This is a genomic window from Parajatrophihabitans canadensis (assembly GCF_053764775.1).
This window is the reverse complement of sequence record NZ_CM132445.1, coordinates 4,234,086-4,259,232: the sequence shown is the minus strand read 5'-3', so window position 1 is coordinate 4,259,232 and position 25,147 is coordinate 4,234,086. Positions and strand designations below refer to the sequence as shown.

Annotated in this window: 24 protein-coding genes; 13 read left to right on the top strand and 11 right to left on the bottom strand. The window is 62.9% G+C overall.

Annotation, left to right across the window (positions count from 1 at the left end):
- Nucleotides 1-28: 28 nt before the first annotated feature.
- The 3 genes from ACSMXN_RS20510 to ACSMXN_RS20500 all read right to left on the bottom strand — a co-directional run bounded on the left by ACSMXN_RS20510 (nt 29) and on the right by ACSMXN_RS20500 (nt 2,800).
- Nucleotides 29-988 (bottom strand): NADP-dependent oxidoreductase, encoded by a 960-nt coding sequence (locus ACSMXN_RS20510; protein ID WP_022915457.1) that lies wholly within the window; start codon nt 986-988, stop codon nt 29-31.
- 1,097 nt (nt 989-2,085) lie between these two features.
- The gene (locus ACSMXN_RS20505) at nt 2,086-2,523 is read right to left on the bottom strand and encodes a universal stress protein (RefSeq protein WP_022915458.1); all 438 of its coding nucleotides are present in this window, start codon (nt 2,521-2,523) and stop codon (nt 2,086-2,088) included.
- Between the two features lies 1 nt (nt 2,524).
- On the bottom strand, nt 2,525-2,800 hold the full coding sequence (locus ACSMXN_RS20500; protein ID WP_455407631.1) for a hypothetical protein: 276 nt from the start codon (nt 2,798-2,800) through the stop codon (nt 2,525-2,527).
- A gap of 96 nt (nt 2,801-2,896) precedes the next feature.
- Between ACSMXN_RS20500 and ACSMXN_RS20495 the strand changes: the two genes are divergently transcribed.
- The 8 genes from ACSMXN_RS20495 (at nt 2,897) to ACSMXN_RS20460 (ending at nt 11,748) form a co-directional block, all read left to right on the top strand.
- Entirely contained in the window at nt 2,897-3,370 is a 474-nt protein-coding gene (locus ACSMXN_RS20495) for a LysR substrate-binding domain-containing protein (protein WP_455407630.1), read from the top strand.
- A gap of 605 nt (nt 3,371-3,975) precedes the next feature.
- Nucleotides 3,976-5,130 carry a substrate-binding domain-containing protein gene (locus ACSMXN_RS20490; protein ID WP_081649382.1) on the top strand — a complete coding sequence of 385 codons (1,155 nt, stop codon included), beginning with the start codon at nt 3,976-3,978 and terminating at the stop codon, nt 5,128-5,130.
- A 19-nt stretch (nt 5,131-5,149) separates the two neighbouring features.
- A complete protein-coding gene (locus ACSMXN_RS20485; protein ID WP_081649381.1) occupies nt 5,150-6,721 on the top strand; it encodes a sugar ABC transporter ATP-binding protein in 1,572 nt (523 codons plus the stop codon).
- Nucleotides 6,718-7,722, top strand: a complete 1,005-nt coding sequence (locus ACSMXN_RS20480) for an ABC transporter permease (RefSeq protein ID WP_022915731.1) — start codon at nt 6,718-6,720, stop codon at nt 7,720-7,722. The genes ACSMXN_RS20485 and ACSMXN_RS20480 overlap by 4 nt, the downstream gene beginning before the upstream one ends.
- Nucleotides 7,719-8,696, top strand: a complete 978-nt coding sequence (locus tag ACSMXN_RS20475) for an ABC transporter permease subunit (RefSeq protein WP_022915730.1) — start codon at nt 7,719-7,721, stop codon at nt 8,694-8,696. The genes ACSMXN_RS20480 and ACSMXN_RS20475 overlap by 4 nt, the downstream gene beginning before the upstream one ends.
- A gap of 118 nt (nt 8,697-8,814) precedes the next feature.
- The gene (locus tag ACSMXN_RS20470; RefSeq protein ID WP_022915729.1) at nt 8,815-9,156 is read left to right on the top strand and encodes a Dabb family protein; all 342 of its coding nucleotides are present in this window, start codon (nt 8,815-8,817) and stop codon (nt 9,154-9,156) included.
- A 196-nt stretch (nt 9,157-9,352) separates the two neighbouring features.
- A complete protein-coding gene (locus tag ACSMXN_RS20465; RefSeq protein ID WP_022915728.1) occupies nt 9,353-10,582 on the top strand; it encodes a CoA transferase in 1,230 nt (409 codons plus the stop codon).
- Entirely contained in the window at nt 10,579-11,748 is a 1,170-nt protein-coding gene (locus tag ACSMXN_RS20460) for a CaiB/BaiF CoA transferase family protein (RefSeq protein WP_051149087.1), read from the top strand. The genes ACSMXN_RS20465 and ACSMXN_RS20460 overlap by 4 nt, the downstream gene beginning before the upstream one ends.
- 6 nt (nt 11,749-11,754) lie before the next feature.
- Here the strand turns inward: ACSMXN_RS20460 and ACSMXN_RS20455 are convergent, their stop codons facing one another.
- Nucleotides 11,755-12,546, bottom strand: a complete 792-nt coding sequence (locus ACSMXN_RS20455; RefSeq protein WP_196811463.1) for an IclR family transcriptional regulator — start codon at nt 12,544-12,546, stop codon at nt 11,755-11,757.
- Between the two features lie 203 nt (nt 12,547-12,749).
- Here ACSMXN_RS20455 and ACSMXN_RS20450 point away from each other — a divergent pair, with 203 nt between their 5' ends.
- Entirely contained in the window at nt 12,750-13,895 is a 1,146-nt protein-coding gene (locus ACSMXN_RS20450; protein ID WP_196811462.1) for an acyl-CoA dehydrogenase family protein, read from the top strand.
- Nucleotides 13,896-14,244: 349 nt separating this feature from the next.
- Entirely contained in the window at nt 14,245-14,916 is a 672-nt protein-coding gene (locus ACSMXN_RS20445) for a nitroreductase (RefSeq protein WP_022915724.1), read from the top strand.
- Nucleotides 14,917-15,279: 363 nt separating this feature from the next.
- Here ACSMXN_RS20445 and aceA read toward each other — a convergent pair whose 3' ends face one another.
- On the bottom strand, nt 15,280-16,569 hold the full coding sequence (gene aceA, locus ACSMXN_RS20440) for an isocitrate lyase (RefSeq protein WP_027140037.1): 1,290 nt from the start codon (nt 16,567-16,569) through the stop codon (nt 15,280-15,282).
- A gap of 194 nt (nt 16,570-16,763) precedes the next feature.
- On the opposite strand from aceA, the gene ACSMXN_RS20435 reads away from it, so the two are divergent.
- Both ACSMXN_RS20435 and panD read left to right on the top strand, forming a co-directional pair.
- Nucleotides 16,764-18,179 carry a short-chain fatty acyl-CoA regulator family protein gene (locus tag ACSMXN_RS20435; RefSeq protein WP_455407629.1) on the top strand — a complete coding sequence of 472 codons (1,416 nt, stop codon included), beginning with the start codon at nt 16,764-16,766 and terminating at the stop codon, nt 18,177-18,179.
- 299 nt (nt 18,180-18,478) lie between these two features.
- Nucleotides 18,479-18,898, top strand: a complete 420-nt coding sequence (gene panD, locus ACSMXN_RS20430; RefSeq protein ID WP_027140036.1) for an aspartate 1-decarboxylase — start codon at nt 18,479-18,481, stop codon at nt 18,896-18,898.
- Between the two features lie 473 nt (nt 18,899-19,371).
- Here the strand turns inward: panD and ACSMXN_RS20425 are convergent, their stop codons facing one another.
- The 5 genes from ACSMXN_RS20425 to ACSMXN_RS20405 form a co-directional block, all read right to left on the bottom strand.
- Nucleotides 19,372-19,599, bottom strand: coding sequence for a hypothetical protein (locus tag ACSMXN_RS20425; RefSeq protein ID WP_155958575.1), 228 nt, complete (start codon nt 19,597-19,599; stop codon nt 19,372-19,374).
- A 103-nt stretch (nt 19,600-19,702) separates the two neighbouring features.
- A complete protein-coding gene (locus tag ACSMXN_RS20420) occupies nt 19,703-20,509 on the bottom strand; it encodes an HpcH/HpaI aldolase/citrate lyase family protein (RefSeq protein ID WP_035944907.1) in 807 nt (268 codons plus the stop codon).
- Complete coding sequence (locus tag ACSMXN_RS20415) at nt 20,493-20,990, bottom strand: MaoC family dehydratase (RefSeq protein WP_022915719.1); 498 nt, start codon at nt 20,988-20,990, stop codon at nt 20,493-20,495. Before ACSMXN_RS20415 ends, ACSMXN_RS20420 begins: the two co-directional genes overlap by 17 nt.
- Nucleotides 20,987-21,634 (bottom strand): CoA transferase subunit B, encoded by a 648-nt coding sequence (locus ACSMXN_RS20410; RefSeq protein ID WP_022915718.1) that lies wholly within the window; start codon nt 21,632-21,634, stop codon nt 20,987-20,989. The genes ACSMXN_RS20415 and ACSMXN_RS20410 overlap by 4 nt, the downstream gene beginning before the upstream one ends.
- Nucleotides 21,631-22,341: a CoA transferase subunit A gene (locus ACSMXN_RS20405; RefSeq protein ID WP_022915717.1), complete on the bottom strand. Its 711-nt coding sequence runs from the start codon at nt 22,339-22,341 to the stop codon at nt 21,631-21,633. Before ACSMXN_RS20405 ends, ACSMXN_RS20410 begins: the two co-directional genes overlap by 4 nt.
- A gap of 239 nt (nt 22,342-22,580) precedes the next feature.
- Here ACSMXN_RS20405 and ACSMXN_RS20400 point away from each other — a divergent pair, with 239 nt between their 5' ends.
- Complete coding sequence (locus tag ACSMXN_RS20400; RefSeq protein ID WP_022915716.1) at nt 22,581-23,363, top strand: IclR family transcriptional regulator; 783 nt, start codon at nt 22,581-22,583, stop codon at nt 23,361-23,363.
- Between the two features lie 598 nt (nt 23,364-23,961).
- On the opposite strand, the gene ACSMXN_RS20395 is transcribed toward ACSMXN_RS20400, so the two are convergent.
- A complete protein-coding gene (locus ACSMXN_RS20395) occupies nt 23,962-25,101 on the bottom strand; it encodes an FAS1-like dehydratase domain-containing protein (RefSeq protein ID WP_022915714.1) in 1,140 nt (379 codons plus the stop codon).
- Between the last annotated feature and the right edge of the window lie 46 nt (nt 25,102-25,147).

The following is a 25,147-nucleotide window of genomic DNA, read 5'->3' as shown; positions in this document are numbered from 1 at the left end:
CGTCTGCGCCGCAGTCACGTGTCCGCGGTTATCGGTGAGCCAGAACTCGCGTCTGGGATTGGGGGATCACACGTAGGACGATGCGGCCTTTTCCGTGGCGGGTGGCGGCGAGTTCGTGGGCCTGGGTGGCGGCGGCGAGCGGGAACACGGCTCCGACGTGGGGGCGTAGGTGTCCCTGGGCGGCCAGGTCGGCGACGGCGTGCAGGTCCTGGGAGGCGAGTCGGGCGAGCACGGGCGTGGTTCGGTGGTCGGTGAAGTCGACGACTGAGGCGTAGCGGGTGGCGTTGTGTCCGATGGCGTCGGCGACGGCGCTGATGGTGCCTTGGCCGACGGTGTCGAAGACCGCGTCGACGCCGTTCGGTGCGAGTGCGGCGATCCGCTCGAGGGCGGGTCCGGCGTCGCTGACTGGGTGGGCGCCGAGGTCTCGGAGCATCGCTGCGCGGTCGTCGGCGTCGACGCCGATGACGGTTGCGCCGCGGGCGATGGCGATCTGGACTGCGGTGGATCCGACGCCGCCGGCGGCACCGTAGACGAGCAGCTTGGCCCCGGCCTGGACGTCGAGCGCTCGGGCGACGGCTTGGTAGGCGGTGAGTCCAGTCAGGGGGAGGGTGGCGGCTTGCTCCCAGGAGAGGTTGGCGGGTTTCGGGGCGAGTGCATGTGGTTCGGTGGCGACCTGCTCGGCGTAGCCGCCGTGCTGGTGGGCGACGCTGGTGCGGACGTAGCCGATGACCTCGTCGCCGGGCTTGAAGTCGGTCACGCCGATGCCGATCTGCTCCACGACCCCGGCGATGTCCCAGCCGGGGATGACGGGGAAGTAGGTCGGGACGGTGGCATCACTGTGTCCGGCGCGCATCGCGAGGTCGGCGGGGTTGACGGCCGCGGCGTGCACGCGGACGAGGACAGAGTCGACATGCACCTTGGGCGGTGCCACCTCGGCGAGTTCGAGGACTTCCGGGCCGCCGTAGCGGTGGTAGACGACCGCCTTCATCGCACGCCGCCTGAAGGCAATTGGCTGGTCGAGGGCGATCGTCTGCTGCGCGATGCACCACTGACTATCGATCCCGCTCGGGCGGGACCGATACTAACCGGACTCGATCGGGGGTGATTCACCGCTGGGTGCTGGCTGAACAATGCGGACTTCCCCGCTCCGTTGCGGCGGTTGGCCGCTCGCACGTGGCTTGCGAGCACCTGCGCCACATCCCTCTCGTCGTCCATCGCCTTGCTCCGATCCGTCGTCGTTGAAGCCCAGCATCGGGGAGGACGTGCAGGTCGTGCGATGACGAGGTCGGCAACCATCGTTACCCTGTGGGTATGGATCGGCTGGAGGCCGACTAGATGGCGCCGGACACGAGGGGGAGTCGCTGGCCCGGGCGGCCAAACAGCGAGCGATGTGCTGGCATATCTGGCCGGAGTCGGTCCGTCAGGAGCATCGATTTACCGCGCCGATCGGATACTGGCTCGCTCTCGCCGAGGGGCGGGTCGACAGTTTGGTCCTGCTGTGTACGCCGTTGCGTGCGTGGACGGGGCCAGGCCGGGGCCGCCAATATCGCTGGCTGAGGGCGGCGCCGGCTCACGCTGTGGAATGGCAACGTTGACGGGGGCCGCGGCCACGGGAGTTTCGCCGGATGTCTGCTGCCGCGCATGAGCTGACAAGTCTGCTGGTCCAATGGTGTTTGGGCGCCGGCGACGTTTACCGTGCCCGCCGCTGACGCCGCAGTGCTCCGAAGCCGAGGCCTGCAGGCGTTCGTGGTTCAGCGCCGTGGCGACGCTAGCGCTGCACGGAAATCAGCGGCAGAGGCTGCGGCGGCCGGCTGGGTCCGGTACTGGTCACGTGTAGGGCGCGCAGAAGACCGGAGCGCCGATTCGTGAGTGCCAGCCCTAGGTGAGCGATCTCATGTCCACAAATGTCGTACCCGAGCAGTGGAAGCAACGCGGCGCGCTTCCGTGCGCCATCGTGTGCGGGTCGTTGCCCGCGATCGGCAGGGGGTGCCGTCGGCCGTGTCGACGGGGCGAGGCGGGGGCCTAAGGCCCGTTCGCTTAGTGGGGCGGCCAATGCCGCAGGCGGTTGCGCTGGTCAACGGGCGCCTAACTGGGTTGGTGAACGTCCAGCACGCTCGATGAGAAGTGGGCTAGGACTGCTGGGGTCACATGTCCGAGTAGGCGTCCGACCGGGCCGTGGCGGTGCGCGCCCAGCACAATCAGCTCCGCCCCTGCGTCCTCTGCAGCGGTGATGATTCCCTGCCAGATCGGGGATCCCTGCACCGCCAGGCCACGCGCGGAGAAGCCCGCCTTCGTTGCCAACTCAGCTCCGTGCGCCGCGGTCGCTTCAGCGGCCGCGTGGACTTCTGTCGCCCGGTCGGCGTCGAAGTGCTGGCCCCCGATCGGTGTGAACCCGACATCGGCCGGCTGCCAGACGCAGACCACCAGCGCATCGCGCGGAGTCGCGAGCTGAGTTGCCGCGTGCTCGATCGCGAACGCTGCAAGGTCGGAACCGTCGTATGCGAAAACCACAGTTGCGCTCATGTCAGCTCACCGGCTCAAGGACGGGCGGATTCTCAACGATTTCTGTAGGCCGGAGTTTGGCGAATAGCGGTGGTGATGGCCAGGCCGGGTCCGGACCCGCAAGGAAGCCCTCGATGTTCGGTGCTTTCGGTCGAGCTCCAGAGAGTGCGTACACGGCCACGCCCAACCCGGCGCCGACGATCGCGGGCACGACGGTGGCGCCGAGGCCGCCGCCGGTGATCACGGCGGTCCTGCGGGCGGGGCCTGGTATCTGCGCCGTGGCTCTCTCGTCGTCCATTGTCCTGCTCCGATCCGCCGTCGTGGAACACCAGCGTGGGGGAGGCAGGGCGGGTAGGGCGATGACGGGATCGGCAATCATCGTTACCCTGTGGGTATGGATCGGCTTGAGGTTCGGCAGCTCGAGTACGTCGTGACCGTGGCGGAGGAGCTGCACTTCGCTCGCGCGGCGGATGCCTACACCGCGCTGCGAGCGGTCGACCGAGCGGTGGAGCGGGTGCGGGCAGCGCAAGCTGTCTTGCGAGTGGCGGCGGCCCCGGGCACGGGGTCCGGGCTGCTGCGCGAGCTGCATCGTCGCTACGAGGGACGTCACGGCCCAGGGAGCATCGATGTGGTGTTCACCCGTCGGCAGGCCGCGGCCGTGCGGGAGGGCAAGGCCGATGTCGCGCTGCTGTGTGCGAGCGAGGACATCGACCGGTTGGATTCGGCCGACGTCGGCGTGGAGAACCCCGTCGCGTTACTCCCAGAGTCGCACCGGTGGGCCACACGCGGCCGGCTCACGCCTCAGTTGCTCCGCCGCGATCCGTCCTACCGGGCGGAGTGCCCTCGCGTCGGGGGTGCCACCAGCTAATCCACCCGCGGCTGGCTGCCCAGCGGGGGCACCATCCCTTCACCCGGGCGATCGTGGGTTTTCAGACACTCGACTATTGATGGCTCAGCTCGGGCATCGCGCCGATGCCATCGCGCAAGTCCGCGACGTCGCCACCCAGCGTCCGTGAACGATCCGTGCCCGTTCAGAAGGAGTGGACTCCTTCTCGAGTCAGAACCACGACGGACACATTCTCTTGAAAGGCCGCCCGACCGAACGCCACGCGAAGCTCATTCATCACGTGCCAGGCCATTTCGTCGTGCGTTAGGGCGGGTTGATTCGTTATCAGCGCGGTATTCCTCGAAAACTTCGTATCGACCTTTGGCTTCCTGCGTAGTGCTTGCTATAGCCTCTAGAAGCTGTAGGAGAGAATTCGGTGACCCGAATATGATGCGTGCCGGTCCATGGCTAAGCGGTCTGGCTGTTCATCCAAGAAAGTTCTTGACATCAGTAAAAGGCAGATCTAGCGTACTAAAAGTCGCTAGATCAGGCCGTGGCCGCCTAGCGTAAATGATTCGGTATAGCGAATTATTATCTGCGGCCAGGGCGCCGGAATCGCGAACCTATCTCGACGAGGAGACTTAGACATGCGTGGTCGACGTTCAAACAGGGCCGTCTGGGTAGCAGGCGTCCCAATTGCTGCGGCCCTTATGGGACTTGCCGCGTGCAGCTCGTCGGGTGTCAAGGCTCCGGCGAGCGTAACCGCTGGCGTTGCATCCAGCGGCTCTTCTAGCTCAGCGGGTGTAAATGGTGGCGGCCGTCAGATTGTGTATTTCGGCCAGACCGCAGCTTCTTCTTATGTGGTAGCCGAGATCGCGGCGGTGAAAGCGGAGGCAGCGCGGCTCGGATTCAAGATCACAGTTGTCCAGGACTCTGATGACACACAACCCACGCAGGACGCTCAGGTTCGTCAGTACCTCGCCTCGGGCAAGAAGCCGGCGGCGTTCTTAATTCAAACGGCTAACGGCGCCGCTGCGGTCAACTCGGTTCGTCTGCTCTCGAAGGTCGCGCCGGTGATCCAAGGTGACTCGGCAGTCGCCTCGGACGAGGCGCCGTACGTAAAGGCGTACGCCGGGCAGGATAACGAGCAGATCGGGCGCAACGCCGGACAGTTGCTCACCGCATTGCGTACGAAGCTGGTCGGCGAAGGAGTGAAATTGCACAGCACGCAGGGCAACTTGCTTACGCTGAACTTCCCGGCTGGCTTCCAGGGTGGCATCGATCGTTCCACAGGGCTCAACGCAGCGACCGCGTCGTCCCCCTTTAACCTGCTTAACGACATCCCGGGAAATTACTTCGACGCGCAAGACGGCTTTGCGGGCGCCAGCCAGGTACTTCCGAAGTACGTTAGCGACGTTGACTTCATCTTCGTGGGCACGAGCAGCGCCGGGGTCGGGGTGGCGAAGGCACTCGCGGATTCTGGGCTCACGCTTAATAAGAATGTGTGGATGGTCGCTGGTAACTGCAGCGGTGGCCTGAGCACGATGGCTTCGGTTTACGGGGCAACGATGCAGTCAGCTGCGGCGGACGGCCGCATCCAGATAGACGTAGTTGCCCAGTATCTGGCAACGGGTAAGACGAAGCCGGGGACGTATTTGGCTCCCCCTACTGCTACCGCCCCTATCGTGACCGCAACACCGCCCGCCGCGACATCGATCATGCCGCTCAAGTCCGTGGTGGGAGAGACACAGGCAGCGGGTGCGACCATCTGGGACAGCAGCCCTGCGGCTGTCTGCGCATGAGATCCGTCAGGCAGAACAGATGAGTCAAGGCAATCCGATCGGCGTCTCGATCTCCACCGAGGCCGATGCCTACCTGTCGGGCGAGCCGGGCTCCGCTCTTCGGCTGCAGATCAGCTCCGTCAATAAGCGCTACGGGAACGTCCGCGCGTTGGATGAGGTCAACCTTCAAGTTCGTCCAGGCGAGGTCATGGCGCTTGTAGGTGAGAACGGCGCAGGCAAGAGCACCCTTGTGAAGCTGCTCTCAGGCGCAATAGCCATCGATGGCGGATCAATCTATGTCGACGGGCGCGAGGTTAGCTTGGGCACCACCAAGCGATCGCATGCAGCCGGTATCGCAGTTGTCCAGCAGGAGGTCAGCGTTCTCGGCAATTTGTCGATCGCGGAGAACGTCCTTCTCGGCCGGCCGGGAGCCCCCGCGTTTTGGCTCCCCCGGCGGATCGCGCGGGAGGCCCGACCGCTGCTCCGCAAGGTCGGTCTTGGTCATCTCGATCCAAGCGCCCCGGCTGCGGACCTCAGCATTGGAGACCGCCAGCTCATCGAGATCGCGCGTGTGCTTGGTTCCGACGCCCACATCATCGCCTTCGATGAGCCCACCGCGGCGTTATCCGATGCTGAAATTGCTCGGGTGCTTGGCCTCATACGCGAGCTGGCTGCGGAAGGTAGGAGCATCATCTACATCTCCCACAGGCTCGACGAGATCTTCGCCGTCGCTGATCGGGTGACAGTGCTTAGGAACGGGCGCAGTAGTGCGCCGTCGAGCGTTGCAGACATCGAGGTCCGTGATCTTGTGACCGCGATGCTTGGCCGGGAGCTCACCCAGCTCTTTCCTGAGCGCACAGCACTGGGCGAGACTTATCTCGAGATCGATCAGTTGACAGGAACCGGTTTGGCCTGCCCAGTTTCGCTGACCGTCCGACGGGGCGAGATCGTTGGGCTTATCGGTCAGATCGGTAGCGGCGCCGCTCAGGCGCTCCGAGCATTGGCGGGGATGTCCGACGGCGTTGCCGGACAAGTACGCCTGGACGGCGCCGCCGTCGATCTATCTAGCCGTACAGCGGGTCTCACCCACGGGATCGCCTATTGTTCTGACGACCGCAAGAGCGATGGGATCTTCGCCGAACTGTCTGTCGTTCGGAACTTGTCTTCGCCGTGGCTGACACGCATCGCGCGCGCCGGAATCCGAAGCACGAGCAGCGAGCGTGCTCTTGCCACAGTTGCTTGCGACGCATTCGGCGTTGACATCAGTCGCCTGGATACAGCCGTCGGCCGTTTAAGTGGAGGCAATCAGCAAAAGATCGCCCTAGGGAAGTGGCTGGGCACATCGCCGAGGGTGTTACTGGTCAATGAGCCCACCCGTGGTGTCGACATCGGCGCTCGTGCAGAAATCTACGCTCGGCTCCGCGACCTTTGCGCGACGGGACTTTCTATAGTCCTTGCCTCATCGGATACTGCCGAGGTACTCGGGCTATGTGACACCGTTGGGGCGTTCTTTCGAGGCCGCCTTGTCGATCTGCGCGCACATTCAAACTGGACCGAGGCAGAGCTGCTTCAAGCCATCGTGCACCGAGCGGATAGCGAAGTGTCGGCATGACGCGAGTAGATCCGGACGTCATAGGGCGTCGACGTCTCCGGTTCAGCCCCGATATAGCCAGACTTCGCGGTCAAAACGCAACCACGCGCATTGCCGGACTCGTTGTCATCGTGCTGATTGTGGGGCTCTTTCTGACGCCACACGCGCTCACCGTTGCCAACCTGCGAGCGGTGCTCGTCTCGTCGTCGGTGACAGGCATCGTCGCAGTCGCCATGACACCGATGACGATCTCCGGAAACTTCGTATCGCTTGCCAGCTCCCAGACGGTGATGGTTGCTGCGGTTACCTTTGCCGCCCTGATCGGCCGAGGCGACAATGTTGTGCTAGCACTTGTCGTTGTCGTTGCGGTCGTCGTCGCCTCTGGCCTAGTCCAGGGCGCCCTCGTTGCCGCCGGCCTAAGCCCGGTCATCACCACTCTGGCCGCGGGCGCAGCCATGATCGGGATCGTGTCGTGGCGTACAAACGCAGGCACCGTGACCTTCAACGGACGTTCTATCGACTGGCTGGGATCTGCAAGGCCGTTGGGTATACCCGTCCAGGTGTACTACTTCATCGGCATCACGGTCCTACTCGAGATGTGGATGTCTCGCACCGTCGGTGGCCGGCGTGTGCTGCTCAGCGGATCTAACGCCCGCACCGCAGCCCTCTCCGGAATAGCCGTCAAACGAGTGGCCCTGATTTCGTTCGCGATCTTCAGCGTCGGCTGCGCGCTCGCCGGCCTGCTCGCGGTTTCCCAAGCGGGTTCAGCGAGTTCTACATTTCTGAGCTCATTGACGATTGACGCGATTACGGCGGTACTCATCGGCGGCACTTCCGTTCAGGGCGGTCGAGGGTCGGTGCTGTGGTCAGCAGGCGGCGCGATACTGATCGCGCTCATCCAGAACGAGATGCTCCTGCGTGGCTACTCGTTCGGTGTCAGCGCCACAGTAGAGGGCGCAATCGTAGTCATGATCGTCCTTGCCTTGAATCTAAACGAGAGGCGACGAGGGACCGGGACATGACCACACACATATGGCGCCGCATTGAGAGCTATACGTTTCCGTTCCTGCTCTTCGTGGTTGCGTGGACGGTAATGGTCGTGCAGCGATCGGGTATCGGCGTAGCCGGTATCTTTCCTATCCTCGACAACTTCAGCCTCTTGGGGCTCGTTGCGCTTGGCGTCGGAATGACCCTGATTCTCGGTCAGCTAGACCTATCGGCCGTCGCAGTAGTGACTCTCGGCGGGATTCTTAGTGTCCACCTGCAGGGGTTGGGTTTGGTGGGCGCGCTAATCGCAACTGCGCTCGCCGGTGGCCTGTACGGATCGGTCCAGGGCTATCTGATCCGTCTTTTGAGAATCGATTCAGTTGTCTTCACAATCGCTGCATCGATATTGCTCGGCGGGGTTGCGCACATACTTGCGCCCGTGGGCGAAATAGTAAACGACCCCACAATCGGCGATCCGCTTCTCGGTCGTTACGGCGCGTTTTCCGTTGGCAGCATAGTCGCCCTGTGCATCTTTGGGGCGGTGGGGATATTTTTAAGCCGGACTCGGATCGGTAAAGAGGTATACGCTGTCGGCGGGAGCTTGACAGATTCGACGGCCGCCGGCGTCGCCGTGACAAGAACGTTTGTCGTGTCCTTCGGGATTTCCGGAGCTTGCTCGGCACTTGCAGGTGCGATAGCCGCATTCCAGGGCGGGAGTGCGAACTCAACCAGCTACACGGATCTACTTCTCACGGCGGTATCAGCGGCGATCATAGGCGGAGTCGTTCTCGGAGGCGGACGGGGCAGCGTTGTTCACATCGCGCTTGGAGTCGGAATTCTCGGGTCGATCTCCGCTGGCCTGGCTGCGCGCGGCGAAGCGGCTTATGTCAATCAAATCGTCACCGCGGCTTTGTTGGCATTCGTGATCGGCGGCGAATTCATTATTGTCCGTATTCGCCGAATTCGTCTGCGTCCGCCCCCGATCCACACATCTGGCCTCACAAATTGATCGACACCGAGGAAAATATGTCGATGCGACTTACTCGTTGCTGTTGCCTCGTGTTCACGGCACTCTCCTATTGACTGCCCCAGAACTCGTCCGATACGGACACTACGCTAGAAGGGCCATGATGATTACTCATATCGTGCTTCTCGGACTCACGGAGTCGACCGAAGATGTTGATCGCATCCGCATCGTGGAAGCGATAAGTAACCTTCGTATACGGATTCCTCAGATTCGCGCGCTGACCGTACATACGGATCTTGAATGGTCTCCGGGGAACGCTGGCCTTGCGGTGATAGTAATACTGGATAACCGTGAGGACCACGCTCTCTATGAGGCGCATCCCGCGCACAAGGAGGTTGAACGAATTATCGAGCCATTCGTTACCTCGCGGGCGGCGGTCCAGAGCGATGATACCTCCACTACTGCGCGGAGGACCCGGTGCTTTCGAGGGCTTGCGAGCTAGCAGCCATACCTCATACCAAACCGTCTATTGCGCTCCGGTCCACCGGCATGCTCTTGATCCAGACGCAAGCTGATGTGTGACGGCGTGGACTTTGGCCTGATGCCGAGGGCATTTCGGCAGTGGACTACTGGCCAAGCAGCATCACGGAGTCGAAACTCCAACGGCCCAGGTTTTCTAATGAAGGGATTTGAGGTCCATGAAGGGAATTGAGGGTCTCGTCGTCGTCGAGGCGGCTGAAGGTATCGGTGGCCCATACTGCGGACAGGTCCTTGCTGATCTAGGTGCAGAGGTCATCAAGATCGAGCCGCCGGGAGGTGATTGGGCTCGCACACTGGGTCCTCCGTTTGTTGACGGAGTGAGTCCTACCTATTTGTCCTCCAACCGCGGCAAGCGAGGTACAGCGGTCGATCTCCGTACCGATTCAGGAGCCCGCTTCGTCCGCGACCTGGTCGCTAGGGCCGACGTCTTCATTGCCGGTTACCGCCCGGGTGCGCTCGAGCAGCGTGGCTTGGGTCCGGACGACCTGATTGCTGGCAACCCGCGACTCGTGCACTGCTCACTATCTGGTTTTGGCAACCGTGGCCCCAAGCGAGAGCGGCCGGGCAGCGATACCATTCTTCAGGGTTACTCCGGGATTATGTCCATTACCGGAAATGAGGAACTGGGCCCAGCCAGGGTTGGAACGCCCATCGCCGACACTGCGGCTGGAATATATTGCGCGCTCGCCGTTATGACCATGCTGGTGCGGCGCGATGCCACGGGTGTGGGCGGACGATGTGACACGTCGCTTCTTGAGACGCTGATCCATCTCCAAGGCGTCTCCTTCGCTGGGCTGTTCGCTGGCGACCAGCCGGTCCGGCTGGGGAGCCGGTCAAGCCTCGCGGCCGTTCCGGCAGAGGCGGTAGCCACCTATGACGGTTGGATCACCCTCTCGTGCCACAGTCCGCGCCAGTGGTCGAAACTGTGTGCCGCCTTGGAGCATCCAGAGTGGGAGCACGAGAGTGGAATGGCGACGAATGCCGACCGAGTCGCTGGCCACGACCAAGTTATGTCACGCATCTCGAGGGTCTTGGCCGACCGAACTACTGCCGATTGGATGCGTATCTTCACCAGGGAGGGCGTCAACGCCGATGTGATTAATACGCTGGAGATGGTTTCGGCTGACCCTCACGTCGCGGCACTAGGCATATTCGGAGGGCCGGTCGACAGTCCTACCCACGTCGGGTTGCCATTGACATTCGAAGGGGAGACGACCTCATCCCCGACAGGGAGAGCGCCCGCCCTCGGCGAACACACCGCGGAGGTGGCCCGTGAACTTGGCTACGAGACCACGACGATAGCTGAGCTGTTTGCGGCTGGAGTACTTCACGGCGACGACAGGTTGCTTAGGTCCGGTTCGGTTGCGGCGAGAGCGCAGTCGAAATGAGTGAACGGAGTGTGGACGCCGTAGCCGGGCAAGGTCCGCTGGCTGGAGTGCGAATTGTCGAATACGCGGGCATCGGTGCGGCGCCGTTTGGAACGCTTTTACTCGCGAACTTGGGCGCCGAGGTCATTCGAATTGACCGCGTATCGAGCGCGCTTGGAGATCCGGGCCTCGATCGAATGATGGACAGTATTGGCCGCGGGCGACGATCGATCGCGATTGACCTTAAGCAGGCCCGCGGCACCGAGATTGCACTCGAACTCTCGGATTCAGCTGACGTCGTCGTCGAAGGGTTCCGGCCGGGGGTGATGGACCGTCTGGGGCTCGGCCCGGCCGCCTGCCTGACGCGCAACCCAAGGCTGATTTTCGCCCAGGTCACAGGTTGGGGGCAAAGCGGCCCGTTGCGGGATCGAGCCGGGCACGACATCAACTACGCGGCGCTCGCTGGCGCCGTGCACGGACTAGGTGAGCCGAGCCAGCCGCCCCCGCCGCCGCTGAACTACGTCGCCAATTCAGGTGGCGGTGGCGCCTTCCTTGCGATCGGAGTTCTCGCAGCGCTAGTCCAGCGACAGAGGAGCGGTCGGGGCGAGGTATTGGACGTCGCGATGCTTGACGGCTCGGCCGCCCTTACGTCACTTATGCATGGTCTAGCCGCCATGGGGGAGTGGAGTGACCAGCGGGGTTCCAATCTCGTAGACGGCTCGCATCCGTACTACAGGTGCTACGGCACTTCGGACGGGAAGTACATGGCGGTGGGGGCGATCGAACCGAAGTTCTACCGCAGGATGCTCGAGGCCCTCGGACTCAACCCGGCGTCGTGGGACCAACAAGATCGTACGAAGTGGCCCGACCTCACGGCTGAGCTCGGGCGACGCTTCTCGGCCAGGACTCGTGACGAGTGGACGGAACACTTCGCCGACATCGATTCCTGTGTAACCCCCGTGTTATCCATTGGCGAGGCGCCACTTGATCCGCACAACGCCAGCCGCGGCGTCTTCGTGCATCAGGGCGATTACGTTCAGCCGGCGGCGGCTCCTCGATTCCGTGAATCGATCGCTCCACCAAGCGCTGCGCCGATGTTCGGTGGAAGTACGCGCGAGATCCTCGGCGAGCTCGGGCGATCGGTTGAAGACGTTGACGCCTTGTTCGACGCCCGAACTGTAGCGTGACGCTATTCAGCCAGATGTTCGAAGCTGTGCTGTGATTGTCATCGCCGTTCTCTTCATCGACTGCCCGTACTCGGCCAGGCGATCGTCGGCAAGATCAGACGACGACGCGAGCGAGCCCACAACTGCGACGACCTTCCCGCGTGGGTCGAAGATCGGAGCGGCCACAGCGTTTCCGCCGCCGTAGTACTCGCCGCGGGACTCGGACCAGCCGAGTTCTCGCACTCGATGCAGCTCGCTGCGCCAAGCGGGAAGGTCATGAATGGTGTTCTCGGTATAGCGACCGAGCTCAACACGGACGGCGTCGAGTTCGTCAGCGTCAAGGTGGGCCAAGAAGATTTTGCCAATAACTGCAGCGTCAGCAGGAAAATGCTGCCCAACCTCGACAGTTACCTTTATCCGCCGAGTGCTCTCGATCTTGTCGACGATAACGCTAGACCAGTCAGGAAGAGGCTTCGCGACAAACGCCGTGAAGCTGGTCTCACGAACCCATTGGCGCATCGCAGGACGGGCCGTCGGCACGAGGACTTCATCGGAGTATGCGCGCACACCAGCGGCAGCAAGCGCGGGGCCGAGCGAGTAGAGCTTGCGTGTTTCGTCGAAGCCTATGTAGCCGCCTCGCGCGAGTGTCTTGAGGGTGTCGTGACAGGTGCTCGCATTCAGTTCCAGTGCAAGCCGTACTGCCGTTCCGCTTGCATCGCCGTGACTTGCCAAGTAGTCCAAGATCCGCATCGCCGTTAGAACCGCCGGGACGTAGCGATCGGCGCGCCCTCCGGACTCATCACGTTCGCCCTTGCTCACGACGATAACCACAGCCTTTCGTAATGCCGAATTTGCGAACCCGTGGTAACCGAGAGCAAAACGGCCTATTTCCTTGACTATTACCTGCAATCGAGATACTTTCGAGAACAGTTCGGGCTCTCGCCGCCGACTTCGATTCGGTAAACCGAATCTACATCGCATACACGATGTCAGCAAGCTCCACTTCCCGCCTTGGAGACATGATGACCCCCCCAGAAGACACCACGCAGGACATGCTGGCGGCGCTGGACCGTTGGCTCGAAAAGGACGTCGTGCCGTACGTCCTCGAATTGGAGCATGCCGACGAATATCCGAGCGCCATGGTGGAGCAGATGCGCGACTTCGGCCTGTTTGGCGCGACAATCCCTGAGGAGTACGGGGGTCTCGGCATGACCGCCTCGTCCTACGCGAAGGTGGTCGAGAGGCTGTCCTCGGTGTGGATCTCCTTGAGCGGGGTGATCAACTCCCATCTCATGATGGCCGAGCTCATCCGGCGATTTGGAACCGAGGAACAACGACGCGAGATCCTGCCGGCGTGTGCCAGCGGTGAGCTGCGAGGTGGCATGGCGTTGACTGAGCCTCAGTGTGGCTCAGACTTGCAAGCGATCCGCACGCGTGCCGATCGCACTGAGGCTGGCTACACCATTAACGGTGCGAAGACATGGATTACCAACGCGGGTAGGGGTAACTGTCTCGCAGTGCTCCTAAAGACGGATACGGAGATCGAACCCCGCCACAAGGGGATGTCGCTGTTCTTCGTCCGCAAGTCAGACGGCTACATGATCGGCAAGAAGCTGGGCAAGCTCGGCTACAAGGGCATCGACACGGTCGAGGTGTTTTTCGACGATGTCGCCGTCGATGCCGAGCAGCTCATCGGCACGCAGGAGGGCCTGGGCTTCAAGCAGACCGTAGGCGCCCTTGAGCTCGGGCGTATCAATGTAGCCGCGCGTGGCGCCGGTGTCGCCGACGCTGCGCTTCAGGCTTCGCTTGAGTACAGCCGGATTCGGACAACGATGGGCAAGCCCATAGGTCAGCACCAGGCCATCCAGCTAAAGCTCGCGGACATGGCGTGTCGTGTCGCGTCTTCGCGTGCACTTATTGCCATCGCTGCTGAAGCTTTCGACAACGGTCAACGATGCGATCTTGAGGCTGGAATGGCTAAACTGGTCGCCTCTGAGTCGGCGCTCGCCAATGCGACAGCCGCCCTTCAGATCCACGGTGCGTACGGATATTCGACCGAGGTCGGTATAGAGCGGATCTATCGCGACGCGCCAGTCCTATCCATCGGCGAGGGAACCAGCGACATCCAGCGCATGCTCATCGCACAAAGGTTACTCGAACGCGGCTGAGGCTGTCGATTGCTGTCGTGTTCAAGCCAGTTTCACTCCGGATGGTGGCTTGGGCCCCTTCGGCGCTCAGGAACGTTCGGCACATCGCTGCTGACTCGGGCGTCGGATAGCGATGAATTCCGGACTGTTGCGTGGACCGTGATCGGTGCGGTTTGAGTTTGCTGGAAACGTCATTCTACTGTTTTCGTAGGGTGACGCAATCGGCACGATGAGATCACGGACGCTTTGCTTTGATCGAATATGAGAAACGTCAAAGGCTCCCGACCCGGAGTGCGGGTAGCCGCACATAGAAGCGCCAACATGGACGGCGCGACTGCTTGGCGATGTTCCGCAACTGAGAGGTGGACCAGTGCGACCGGATGAGGTCCTCGAGAGCTTGTTTCGTGAGCGCTACAGCTGCCGGGCGTTTCGCCCTGACAGGGTTCAACATTCGTTGATGAGCCGTATGTTCGAAATCGCACAGCTGACACCGTCGTGGAACAACTCCCAGCCGTGGCAGACGATAGTGACTAGCGGAACCGGGACAACCCGATTCAGAGAACGGCTTTATGACGCCGCCGAGAGTCAACCGCAGAGTCCCGATCTGGATCCGCCTGCAGAGTATCGCGGCAAGTATCTGCAACGCCGCCGTGAAACCGGCTACGCACTCTACAACGCTCTCGGCATCGACCGCAGCGACCGAGAGGCTCGCCAGCGTCAACTGATGCGCAACTTCCGGTTCTTCGACGCACCGCATGTCGCGGTTATCACCTCGGACACGATGCTCGGATCCTATGGCTACGTCGACTGTGGCGCATATATCGACTCGCTGTTGCTGGCCGCGCAAAGTCTTGGTCTGGCAGCGGTACCGCAGGCCGCGATTGCCATGTATTCAGCGGTCGTCCGAAAGCACTTCAGCATTAGTGACGATCGCGCGGTGGTGTGCGCGGTATCGTTCGGCTATGCCGCCGATACCGCGGTGAACAAATTCCGGACCCGCCGAGAAACGGTGGAGTCAGTCGTTCAATGGATCGACGATTGAGATGGCCAACCGTTCCAAGTCCTGGATGTCCTTGGGTCTACAGCCGTTTCATTCGACCGAGCTACGCGAGTGTCGGCTCTAGGGACCAACTTCTACATTAACCCCGAGCCAGATCGCCTCGGGCTTAGGGTGGCTACAGCCCAGTTCGCAAGCCGGCGACGCTGAAACATTGACCCGATTGAACTCAGGAACGCGATCTTCGAGTACGTGGGGGCGGACGGACACCCTCGCACCTTGTTGGATTAACCCCAGACGTGTCAACGGCGAGGTCACCTTGCGAGGGTCACCTAGCCCATCCGACTCGGTTGCAGCCGTCGGCAGCCCGAACCTCGTTTGCGGTTTGAACGCCACCCTGAAGTCAGCTCATGCTTGAAATTGAGCGTGTTCGGTCGAGCCGGTCAGGGCCGTCGTTTCAGAGTGCGGGTTGAGGGCGGTGCTCACGAGGTCGAAGTAGCCGGTGCCGACCTCTCGCTGGTGTTTCGTGGCGGTGTAGCCGGTAGCCTCGGACGCGAACTCGCGCTCTTGCAATTCGACGTAGGCCGTCATGCCATCGGCGGCGTAGCCCCGGGCCAGGTCGAACATCGAGTGGTTGAGGGCGTGGAAGCCGGCCAGGGTGATGAACTGGAACGCGTAGCCCATGTGGCCGAGTTCGCGCTGGAACTTAGCAATAGTGGAGTCGTCGAGATGGCGGCGCCAGTTGAACGACGGCGAGCAGTTGTAGGCGAGCAGCTGGTCGGGGTACTGCGACTTGATCGCGTCGGCGAAGGCTCGAGCCACCCCGAGGTCGGGCAGCGAGGTTTCCATCCAGAGCAGGTCGGAGTACGGGGAGTAGGCCAAGCCACGGGCGATACATGGCGCAATCCCGTTGGTGACCCGGTAAAAACCCTCGGCAGTGCGCTCACCGGTGATGAAGGGACGGTCGCGCTCATCGACATCGGTCGTGATCAGCGTCGCGGCTTCGGCGTCGGTGCGGGCGATGATGATTGAGGGGACGTCGAGCACGTCAGCGGCCAGCCGCGCGGAGTTCAGAGTGCGGATGTGCTGCCCCGCCGGGATCAGCACCTTGCCGCCGAGGTGCCCGCATTTCTTCTCCGAGGCGAGTTGGTCCTCCCAATGCACGCCCGCGGCACCGGCGACAATCATCGATTTCATCAGCTCAAATGCATTCAACGGACCGCCGAAGCCGGCCTCGGCATCGGCCACGATCGGGGCCAGCCACTCGATGTCAGTGTCGGTGCCCTCGGACCAGGTGATCTGATCAGCCCGCAGCAGAGCGTTGTTAATCCGCCGGACGACAGCCGGCACCGAGTTGGCCGGGTACAGGCTCTGGTCGGGGTAGGTCTGGTTGGACAGGTTCGCATCGGCCGCGACCTGCCAACCCGACAGGTAGATCGCCTGCAGCCCAGCCCGGATGCTCTGCACGGCCTGATTACCGGTGAGCGCGCCCAACGCGTGGACGTAGTCATCGGTGTGCAGCAGCTTCCACAGCCGCTGCGCGCCGCGGGTGGCGAGGGTGTGTTGCTCGACCACCCGGCCGCGCAGATTGATCACGTCGTCGGCGGTGTAGCTGCGTTCGACGCCCGCCCAGCGGGAGTCGGTGCGCCAGCTAGTCGCCAGCTCAGCAGCGGCTTGGGCGCGAGTGATCTCGATCATCTCGTCTCCGTAAGGTTCAGGGTCGCGGATGGGTGATGTTGGCACCATTGCGAAGATCGGTGACCATCTACCGAAACTGTGCCTGAGTCTCGATGCCATCGCTAGAGACGCAACTTGCGAACTTCTGCGAGTCTTTTGGCCCAATCTTGTTAATTCTGTGAAGACTGGTTCGGAAGGAGCGGGGTAGTATTTATGTGGTGGAGAGGATCTTCGCGGGAGCGCGGCTGCGCCAGCTACGGGCCGAGCGCCGTCTCAACCAGGCGGAGATGGCCCGCGAGCTCGACGTGTCGGCGAGTTACCTCAACCAGATGGAGCACAACTCACGGCCGCTCACCGTCCCCGTGCTGCTGAAGATCAGCGACATCTACGGCATCGACGCGGGCTTCTTCGCCCCACAGGACACTATCCGGTTGATCGCCGAGCTACGGGACGCACTGTACGACGCCGGCGTGCACTCCAGCGCCGTCGAGGCCGAGATCGCCGATATCGCCTCGACCCACCCGGCGGTCGCCCAAGTTGTGCTGGCGGTGCACCGCCGGTACCGATCGTTGGCGGACCAGCTGGCCATCGCCACCCGGGAGCAGCCGGAGCGGGCCACGCTGATGCCGCACGAGGAGGTCCGGGACTTTTTCTACGACCACAACAACTACGTCGACTCCCTGGATCGCGCCGCAGAGGACTATGCCGGCAAAATAGGGTTGAGCGACAAGGAGAAGCGGCACGCGCTGGTCGACCGGTTGCGCGACGCGCACGGCATTAGAGTCGTCGTAGCCAACGACCCGAACCCGGATGCAAATGAGCTATCACGCTACGACCGCGCGACCCAGACCATCCGCTTGTCGCCACAGTTGCTGTGGGGGCAGCAGGTCTTCCGCCTGGCGCATCAGCTGGCCAACCTCGAGTTCGCCGACCAGATCGCCGCGATCGTGGCCCGCACACCGTTTGAGGATCCGCAAGCCAGTGAGCTGCTGACCATCGGCCTGGCCAACTACCTGGCCTCAGGAATGCTATTGCCGTACACAGTCTTTCGTGAAACAGCCGAGGATTTCCGTTACGACATCGAGCGCTTGTCGGCCCATTTCAACCTGGGTTTCGAAAGTACCTGCCACCGACTCAGCACACTGCAACGGCCGCGGGCCCGCGGCGTGCCATTCGCCTTCGTCCGGGTCGACCGCGCAGGCAACATGTCGCAGCGCCAGTCAGCCACTGCGTTTCACTTCTCCCGGGCCGGTGGCACCTGTCCGTTGTGGAACGTCTACGAGGCCTTTGCCTCGCCGGGTAAGCTGTTAACTCAGGTTGCGGAGATGCCCGACGGCCGCCGATATCTTTGGATGGCCCGCACGGTGTTCCGCAGCCCTCAGCGTTACGGTGCGCCCGGCAAACTCTTCGCCGTTGCGCTCGGGTGCGAGATCCGCCACGCAGGCCGCCTCGTCTATTCCGCTGGCCTGAACCCTCGCGACCGGGAGGCCGCCACGCCAATCGGCGTTGGCTGCAAAGTCTGCGAGCGCACCGGCTGTCCCCAACGGGCGTTCCCACCGGTTGGTCGCAAGCTCGACATCGACCCCGACCGGGGAACCTTCGTGCCTTATCCAGTGCAGACGAGCGGCTGAGCGCAGCCCAGCTAGGTTGATCGTTTGATCCCCGCGCGGTGGCACGTGTTTAGCCTGGCGAGCCAACGCGGAAGTGTCATGGGCGTGATGAGCCCACGCTCGGGGCCCAGAGGTGCACTGCGGCGCGCCGATTCTCACCGCATCCTCCCGTACGAGCTCACACCCTTGCGAGTGCTGAGCCTTTGCGGTCGTCGTGATATGCCTCACCGCACCCAAGTCGCGTTGCTCAGCGGGGTGAGAATGATGGGGTTTGAAGAGCCCATCACGTGGGGACTGACCGCGCGAACAAGGAGAAGGAATTGCAGCGCACGATGCTCAGTGCGAAGATCCATCGGGCAACCGTTACACACGCGGATCTGCACTACGTCGGGTCAATCACCATCGACGCGGAGTTGCTCGCCGCGGCGGACTTGCTGGTCGGCGAGCAGGTGTCGGTGGTCGACGTGACGAACGGTGCGCGCCTGGAGACCTACATCATCGAAGGCGAGCCGGGCAGCGGTGTCATCGGGATCAACGGCGCCGCGGCGCATCTTGTTGGAGTCGGCGACATGGTCATCGTCATTGCATACCAAACGATGACGGACGCCGAGGCTCAAGCGTTTCGTCCGCGCGTTGTACATGTCGATTCACAAAACAGGATCCTCGAGGTTAGCTCCCAACCAGCGCGCGCGCTCGCACCCGACGTACTGACAGCGCCGTTCGCAATGCTTGAGAGGTAACGGACCGCGGCGCTAGCGCGACCTTCGCTGGGTGCGTCGCGGTTGCGGTAACGACTGAGCGGCGAGCGAAGGATGACCGCGGCGATGGGGTGCAGTTCGAGTCGCCGGGCCTCTTGAATCCGCGGCCTCAGGCGCATCTGGTCCGTAGTTATGGAGGCAGACCAGCCACGGGCGCGCGTCATGTCGAGCCGGAAATCCCGCCGCACTCTAAGCGAAAGCTACGTCGACCGTTCTGGCGGCAAGGACGTGCTCGACATCTGGCAGCTACCTAAGGCCTACGGCCAGCGGGCCCCTTGGCCTGCCACAGTTCAAGCCACGACGCCGCGACCATCCTGCGACGCGACCTCGGTAGTTATCAAGCAAAGGCCTGCGGGCCGCTACCGATTCCAGAATCGAGCAAGCTCAAATCCAAGCTCTCGTATTGAACCTATCCGGCTTGTAACCGTCCTGCATGTCGCTGAAGTTGCCGCCGGCTACTGGGGAAACGCAGCGAGTTCTGCTCCACCGATTCGTTGGATAGCTGTCGTACCGGGGTGGTGATCCCACCGAGGCTCGTCATGGACGAGGAAGGAGAACGCGGCCGTCGGCATGGCGCTGCTGGCCAGGGCAGCCTGCCTTCGCTGAACATCGTCCCGCCGGTCCGAGGACGCCTGCGCTGTACCCCGCCGTCCATCACGTCGTCGCAGGACTGTCGTACTCACATGGTCGATGGAAACCGGGCGAATTTCCCGTTCGACCATGACGTGCCCAAGTTCGCTGATGTGATGGCAAGCCGCAGGGAAGGAAGCGCAGGTGCTACTGGCGTCACGAGGAGCGAGAGATGATTGCCCGCGCCTGCCGAAGTACTGGCTCGTCGACCATCAGGCCATCGAAGGTGAACACGCCCGGTGCGGTCTCGGCGGCCGACAGCACCCGGCGCGCCCAATCCACGAGATCGGCTGCGGGGCGGTACGCGTCTCGGACGACGGCGACCTGGGTGGGGTGGATGCACGCCTTGGCTGCAAAACCGCTGGCGACAGAATCGGCGGCTTCAGCCGCCAAACCGTCCAGATCCGCGATATCGAGGTATACCGCGTCGATGGCTGCGGTCTTCGCGGCTGCGGCGGCAAGGAGGACCAATGCGCGGGCATGTAGCGCGACGTCGCGATAGCCACCGGTAGCGTCCCGGCTCGAGTGGCCCCCGATCGCCGCTATTAAGTCCTCAGCGCCCCACATCAGCGCCGTTACATTGGCAATCGCAGCGATCTCAGGCGCCGCCAAAACACCGGCTGGGGTCTCACATAGGGCGACAACGGTGAGCGGATCGAGCGCAGCGACCTGCGCAGCGCTCTCGGTCTTGGCCAGCATGACCGTCTGGAACTCCGTGCGCGCCAGAGCGGCAAGGTCCGCTTCGTGGTCGGCGGTGCCGGACGGGTTAATCCGAATGACAGTGCGCGTCGGATCCAAGCCGACCTGCACGAGCGCCCGCCGAGCACTGGCACGATCAGCGGACGCCACGCCGTCTTCCAAGTCCAGGATCACGACGTCAGCGCGGTCTGCGGCCTTGGCAAAACGTTCCGGCCGGTCGGCGGGACAGAACAGCCACGCGGTCCCGTCAATCACCGGTAACACTCCGATCGGGGTCACGCAGCATCATCACCTGCCGCGTAGCGATCGCCACGACCGTGCCCTCCTGGTTTCGCCCGGTGTGCTCGAACGTGACGATGCCGGCATCGGGGCGTGACGACGACAGTCGCTTGTCGAGGACGACGGTCTCGCCGTAGAGCGTGTCGCCGTGGAACATGGGGTGAGGGAAGCGGACGCCGCTGAAACCAAGGTTCGCCACGATCGTCCCCCGGGTCACGTGGGCAACCGACAGCCCGACCAGCGTGGCAAGCGTGAACATGCTGTTGACGAGCTGCTGACCGAACGGTTGAGCGGCACTATAGGCGGCGTCGACATGCAGTGCCTGCGGGTTCATAGACAGCGAGCTGAACAGCACGTTGTCGTACTCGGTCATCGTCCGTCCGGGCCGGTGGTCATAGACGACGTCGGGGTCGAGCTGCTCGAACCACAATCCGCGCTGTTCTACGCGCTGACGCTCGGAGGTCATGCCGATACGTCCGTGTTCACGATGAAGGGCGCTCCGGTACAGGCGCGTAGTTCCTCGACTGTCACGTCTGGTGCCATCCGCACTAGACGCAATCCATCCTGAGTAACGTCGAGCATCGCCCGATCAGTGATGATGCGGTCGACGACGGCGATTCCGGTCAGCGGGAGCGTGCACGTTGTAAGGATTTTTGGCGTGCCGTCCTTCGCGATGTGGTCGCTCAGCACGACCACCCGCCGGGTGCCGGCGACAAGGTCCATGGCCCCTCCCATGCCCTTGACCAGGCTGCCCGGCATCGCCCAGTTCGCCAAGTCGCCAGTCGCTGAGACCTGAAGCGCGCCGAGAATCGCGATGTCGATATGACCGCCGCGAATCATCGCGAACGACTGCGCAGAGTCGAAGAAACTGCCACCGGGGTTGACCGTCACCGTCTGCTTGCCCGCGTTGATGAGGTCGGCGTCCTCTTCGCCCGAATAGGGAAACGGCCCCATGCCTAGCAGGCCATTCTCGCTGTGCAGCGTCACCCGCACGCCATCGGGAATGTAGTTGGCAACCAGCGTCGGTATGCCGATGCCGAGGTTGACGTAGTCGCCATCGCGCAGCTCACCGGCCGCGATCGCTGCCATATCGGTACGGGACCAGGTCATCGCGTCACGACCGACGGCCGTTCGCGGACGGTGCGCTGCTCGATGTCCTTCTCCCGGGCGCGTGCCACGACCAGCCGATCCACGTAGATGCCCTGGGTGGCCACGAGATCGGGCTCGATGGGCTCGTTCGCGCGATCCTCGATCTCGGCCACAGTTACCCGTCCGACCGTGGCCACGACGGGATTGAAGTTGCGTGCGGAGTAGCGGTAGGTCAGATTGCCGTACGCGTCGCCTCGGTGCGCGCGCACGAGCGCCAGGTCAGCGACGATGCCCCTTTCAAGGACGTAGGTGTCGCCGTCGAAATCGGCGGTCGGCTTGCCCATAGCGACCTCGGTGCCAACGCCGGTTCGGGTGTAGAACGCGGCGATGCCGGCGCCGCCGGCGCGCAGTCGCTCGGCCAAGGTTCCCTGTGGGTTGAACTCGACCTCGAGATCGCCATCAAGGTACTGGCGGGCGAACAGCTTGTTTTCACCGACGTAAGACGCAATGACCTTGCGCACTTGGCGATTCTCCAACAAAAGCCCGAGCCCCTTGCCGTCGACGCCCATGTTGTTAGAGACAATCACGAGGTCGCGCACATTCGAATCGCGCACAGCCTCGATGAGATCGACCGGGACGCCGCACAGCCCGAAGCCGCCTACCGCGATCGTCATCCCGTCGGTGAGTAGGCCGGCGACCGCTTCTGATGCCTCCACCACATTGATCATGACGCTCTCCCTTCTCTGTTCGTTCAGCAAACTGCTGGCACTAGTTAAGAAAGTCGTTCTGGCAGGGTGAAGCGGCCGCAGCTAGACAGCGTCTTCCAATCCTCGAGACGCTGTATCGTGTTCGTATTACTGAACTTGGACACGTATACCAGTACATTAAAGTTCGGTTCCGGAACCGTCAAGGGCAGGAGCGAACCTCAGTGCGCTACGTCTGCCTCTCGTCCAAGTAACCTCGTCGCATGGATGCCCTACCTGAGCATGAGTCCTCGGCCGACGAACAGGCCGGAGGACATCGAGGTGTAGAGCGGATAGCTCGCATCCTGGAGGCTGCGGCCGCCAACCCTGCGGGAGTGCGGCTCATCGACGCCGCCACGATGCTCGATGCACCACGCTCATCGATTCACAGCCTGCTCAAGGGCCTCACCTGGGTGGGCTACCTCGAGGAACGAGAAGGTCGGTACGTCATCGGCCGGGGCCTGCAAGCGCTACTGGCCCCGCATCAGACGTCGTGGCTGGTCGACCTCGCCAGTGACGCGGTGATCCAACTCAGTCGCGAGGTGGGCGAGACGGCGCTGCTCGGCGTCCACACCGGCGACTCGATCGTTTATATCTTCCAGGCCGAGAGCAACCAGTCGATCCATTACACGGCAAAGATCGGGGAACGTCGGCCGATATACCCAACCAGCATCGGCAAGCTGTTCCTGGCCGATATGGACCACCGGTCGCTCGACGCGTTCTTTCGCGTCCACGCCAAACTGAACCGCCCCCGGGTGACGAAGGAACTCGAGCGAATCCGGCGCGAGGGCATCGCCTACAACCGTGAAGAGACGGTCAAGGGCGTCACCGCCGCCGCCGCGGCGATTCATGCCCCGGACGGCTCGACTCTGGCGGCCATCAGTGTCGTCGGCCCTGTGTATCGGATGACCGATGAACTTCCGCACATCGCTCAAAAGGTGTCCGTGCTCGCCACTAAATTGACCAAGCTCGTGCGTTCCAGCCCGTACGCCCGTCCCGGCCAATAGCGCATCGATGCCGTCTCGATCCCGATACCCTATGGGGATGGTTCGGGCACCACGTCACCTGACCACGCGTCCGATGTCCCATCGTATGTGCCCCCGCAGCCGTGCGGCTTTCCCGCCCGCACGCCGCGAACAATCCCAACGTGGCCCCGGCGGGCCGGTCCTCGCCGCCTCGGCGGCGAACACGCGATCGCCGCACATGGCATCAGCTCCAGCAGCGCCTCGGCGTCGACACAGAGTCGCAGCGTGTGCTGACCTGAGTGCGGAATCGCTGCGCGGCGGGGCTCTATCAACGACGCCGTAGTGGCCGAGGAGGTCGAGCGCCGATGGGTGTCGCTGCGCCGCTACGTCGGCGACAAACTCTGCTCACCAGATCGGCCGGCGCTACGGCCGACCTTCTGACGACGACAAACCCGGGGCGAGCAGCGTGGCTCACGCGGACGTTCACCGCCCGCCGAGGCAGGATTAAGCGAGCTTCTCGCGCAGCTCCGCGACCCGCTTCAAGGGTGGTTTCATCGCTGGCCGGGCGCGAATCGATAGCCGAGGTAAGGAGGTTATCCGACACGAAGGTCACGTCCTCCGGTTGACAATCCCGGCGCCCTCAGCTCGCCGTTCCGGAGCGGTTGGGTAGCTTCACCTTCGCGATACCGCGAGCGGATTCGCGTCCATCTTGGTTGAGTGCGTCGATCTTGACGTCAGCGATTCCCGTCGTCGTGTCGACACCAGTGATCTCCGCGTCGACGGTGACAAGCTCGCCAAGCACGTTGTGCCGGCGCACCTGTACGTCGAGGAACTTCAGGAACCCGTCGTCGCCCATCCAGTCGGTGACGATGTGACTCAACCAAGACACCCGCTCGGGGCCGTAGTCATAAGCACCTGGCACGCCGACCCGGCGAGCCAGATCCGGGTCCCAGTGGACTCGTTCTGGCGGCTCCGGGACGCCCCACTCGTTCGGGATCCCCAATGCTGGGTGACGTTCGAACAGATCGAAGGCGTCGCCGTGGGCGCGGACGTAGAGTCCCCCCCAACCCAACAGGTAGGCAATGGCGGTGGTGGCCGTGTAGGGGCCCTTGGTGATTCTTGGCAGCTTCTCGCCGACGCTGACATCCTCGATATAGCGAGTCTCGGCGCCGCGGCGACGGGCGTCTTCATCGAGATAACGTTGAGCGATCTCGGCGATCTGCTCAGGGGTCCACTCGACGCGGATAGGCTCGTACTTGCCTGCCTGCCGCGCGCTATCGCGCTCGATACGGAAACAGTATGAGTGACCGAGGCAGACCAGTTTGTCATCCTGATCGACGAACGGCACTCGATAGATTTGCTGCCACGAGCGGCCGGCGAACCTACTCGGACGCTCGATCAGGTCCTCGAGCGTCGCCGCACCGGTGAGGCGGTCGCCAATCCGAAGCGGGCGCTCGAACTCGAAGGTTGCTCCGGCGTACATCGCGTGGATTCCGGGCAGGCCGGTGACGTATCCGCTAAACACCTTGTCCATCGCGAGCAGAGCACTCGGCGGCGCCAGTTGCTGGATGCCGCGCTCCGCGGCATACACCGGATCGGTCCACAGCGGATTGCGGTCCCCGATCCCGAAGGCGTAATGCCGGATCGCGTCCGACGTCAGCTCGGTGACATGCGGGCGGTCGCTGCGAATGGGCTTGCCGATCATCGCACGCAGCTGATCGACCTGAGCCGAGCTGATGGATGCGAACTCGCGCTCGCTGTTCTGCAGGTCCGTGGGCATCTACGCTCCATCTGTGTACGTATATATGGATGAATTTTCGTTATCT

Bases quoted from the DNA above. Each gene is read 5' to 3' on its own strand.
- ACSMXN_RS20465 (WP_022915728.1), top strand. From the start codon at position 9,353: ATGAAGGGAATTGAGGGTCTCGTCGTCGTCGAGGCGGCTGAAGGTATC.
- ACSMXN_RS20510 (WP_022915457.1), bottom strand. From the start codon at position 988: ATGAAGGCGGTCGTCTACCACCGCTACGGCGGCCCGGAAGTCCTCGAA.
- ACSMXN_RS20460 (WP_051149087.1), top strand. From the start codon at position 10,579: ATGAGTGAACGGAGTGTGGACGCCGTAGCCGGGCAAGGTCCGCTGGCT.
- aceA (WP_027140037.1), bottom strand. From the start codon at position 16,569: ATGATCGAGATCACTCGCGCCCAAGCCGCTGCTGAGCTGGCGACTAGC.
- ACSMXN_RS20475 (WP_022915730.1), top strand. From the start codon at position 7,719: ATGACCACACACATATGGCGCCGCATTGAGAGCTATACGTTTCCGTTC.
- ACSMXN_RS20400 (WP_022915716.1), top strand. From the start codon at position 22,581: ATGGATGCCCTACCTGAGCATGAGTCCTCGGCCGACGAACAGGCCGGA.
- ACSMXN_RS20405 (WP_022915717.1), bottom strand. From the start codon at position 22,341: ATGATCAATGTGGTGGAGGCATCAGAAGCGGTCGCCGGCCTACTCACC.
- ACSMXN_RS20395 (WP_022915714.1), bottom strand. From the start codon at position 25,101: ATGCCCACGGACCTGCAGAACAGCGAGCGCGAGTTCGCATCCATCAGC.
- ACSMXN_RS20495 (WP_455407630.1), top strand. From the start codon at position 2,897: ATGGATCGGCTTGAGGTTCGGCAGCTCGAGTACGTCGTGACCGTGGCG.
- ACSMXN_RS20470 (WP_022915729.1), top strand. From the start codon at position 8,815: ATGATGATTACTCATATCGTGCTTCTCGGACTCACGGAGTCGACCGAA.
- ACSMXN_RS20410 (WP_022915718.1), bottom strand. From the start codon at position 21,634: ATGACCTGGTCCCGTACCGATATGGCAGCGATCGCGGCCGGTGAGCTG.
- ACSMXN_RS20415 (WP_022915719.1), bottom strand. From the start codon at position 20,990: ATGACCTCCGAGCGTCAGCGCGTAGAACAGCGCGGATTGTGGTTCGAG.
- ACSMXN_RS20450 (WP_196811462.1), top strand. From the start codon at position 12,750: ATGACCCCCCCAGAAGACACCACGCAGGACATGCTGGCGGCGCTGGAC.
- ACSMXN_RS20485 (WP_081649381.1), top strand. From the start codon at position 5,150: ATGAGTCAAGGCAATCCGATCGGCGTCTCGATCTCCACCGAGGCCGAT.
- ACSMXN_RS20480 (WP_022915731.1), top strand. From the start codon at position 6,718: ATGACGCGAGTAGATCCGGACGTCATAGGGCGTCGACGTCTCCGGTTC.
- ACSMXN_RS20490 (WP_081649382.1), top strand. From the start codon at position 3,976: ATGCGTGGTCGACGTTCAAACAGGGCCGTCTGGGTAGCAGGCGTCCCA.
- ACSMXN_RS20505 (WP_022915458.1), bottom strand. From the start codon at position 2,523: ATGAGCGCAACTGTGGTTTTCGCATACGACGGTTCCGACCTTGCAGCG.
- ACSMXN_RS20500 (WP_455407631.1), bottom strand. From the start codon at position 2,800: ATGGACGACGAGAGAGCCACGGCGCAGATACCAGGCCCCGCCCGCAGG.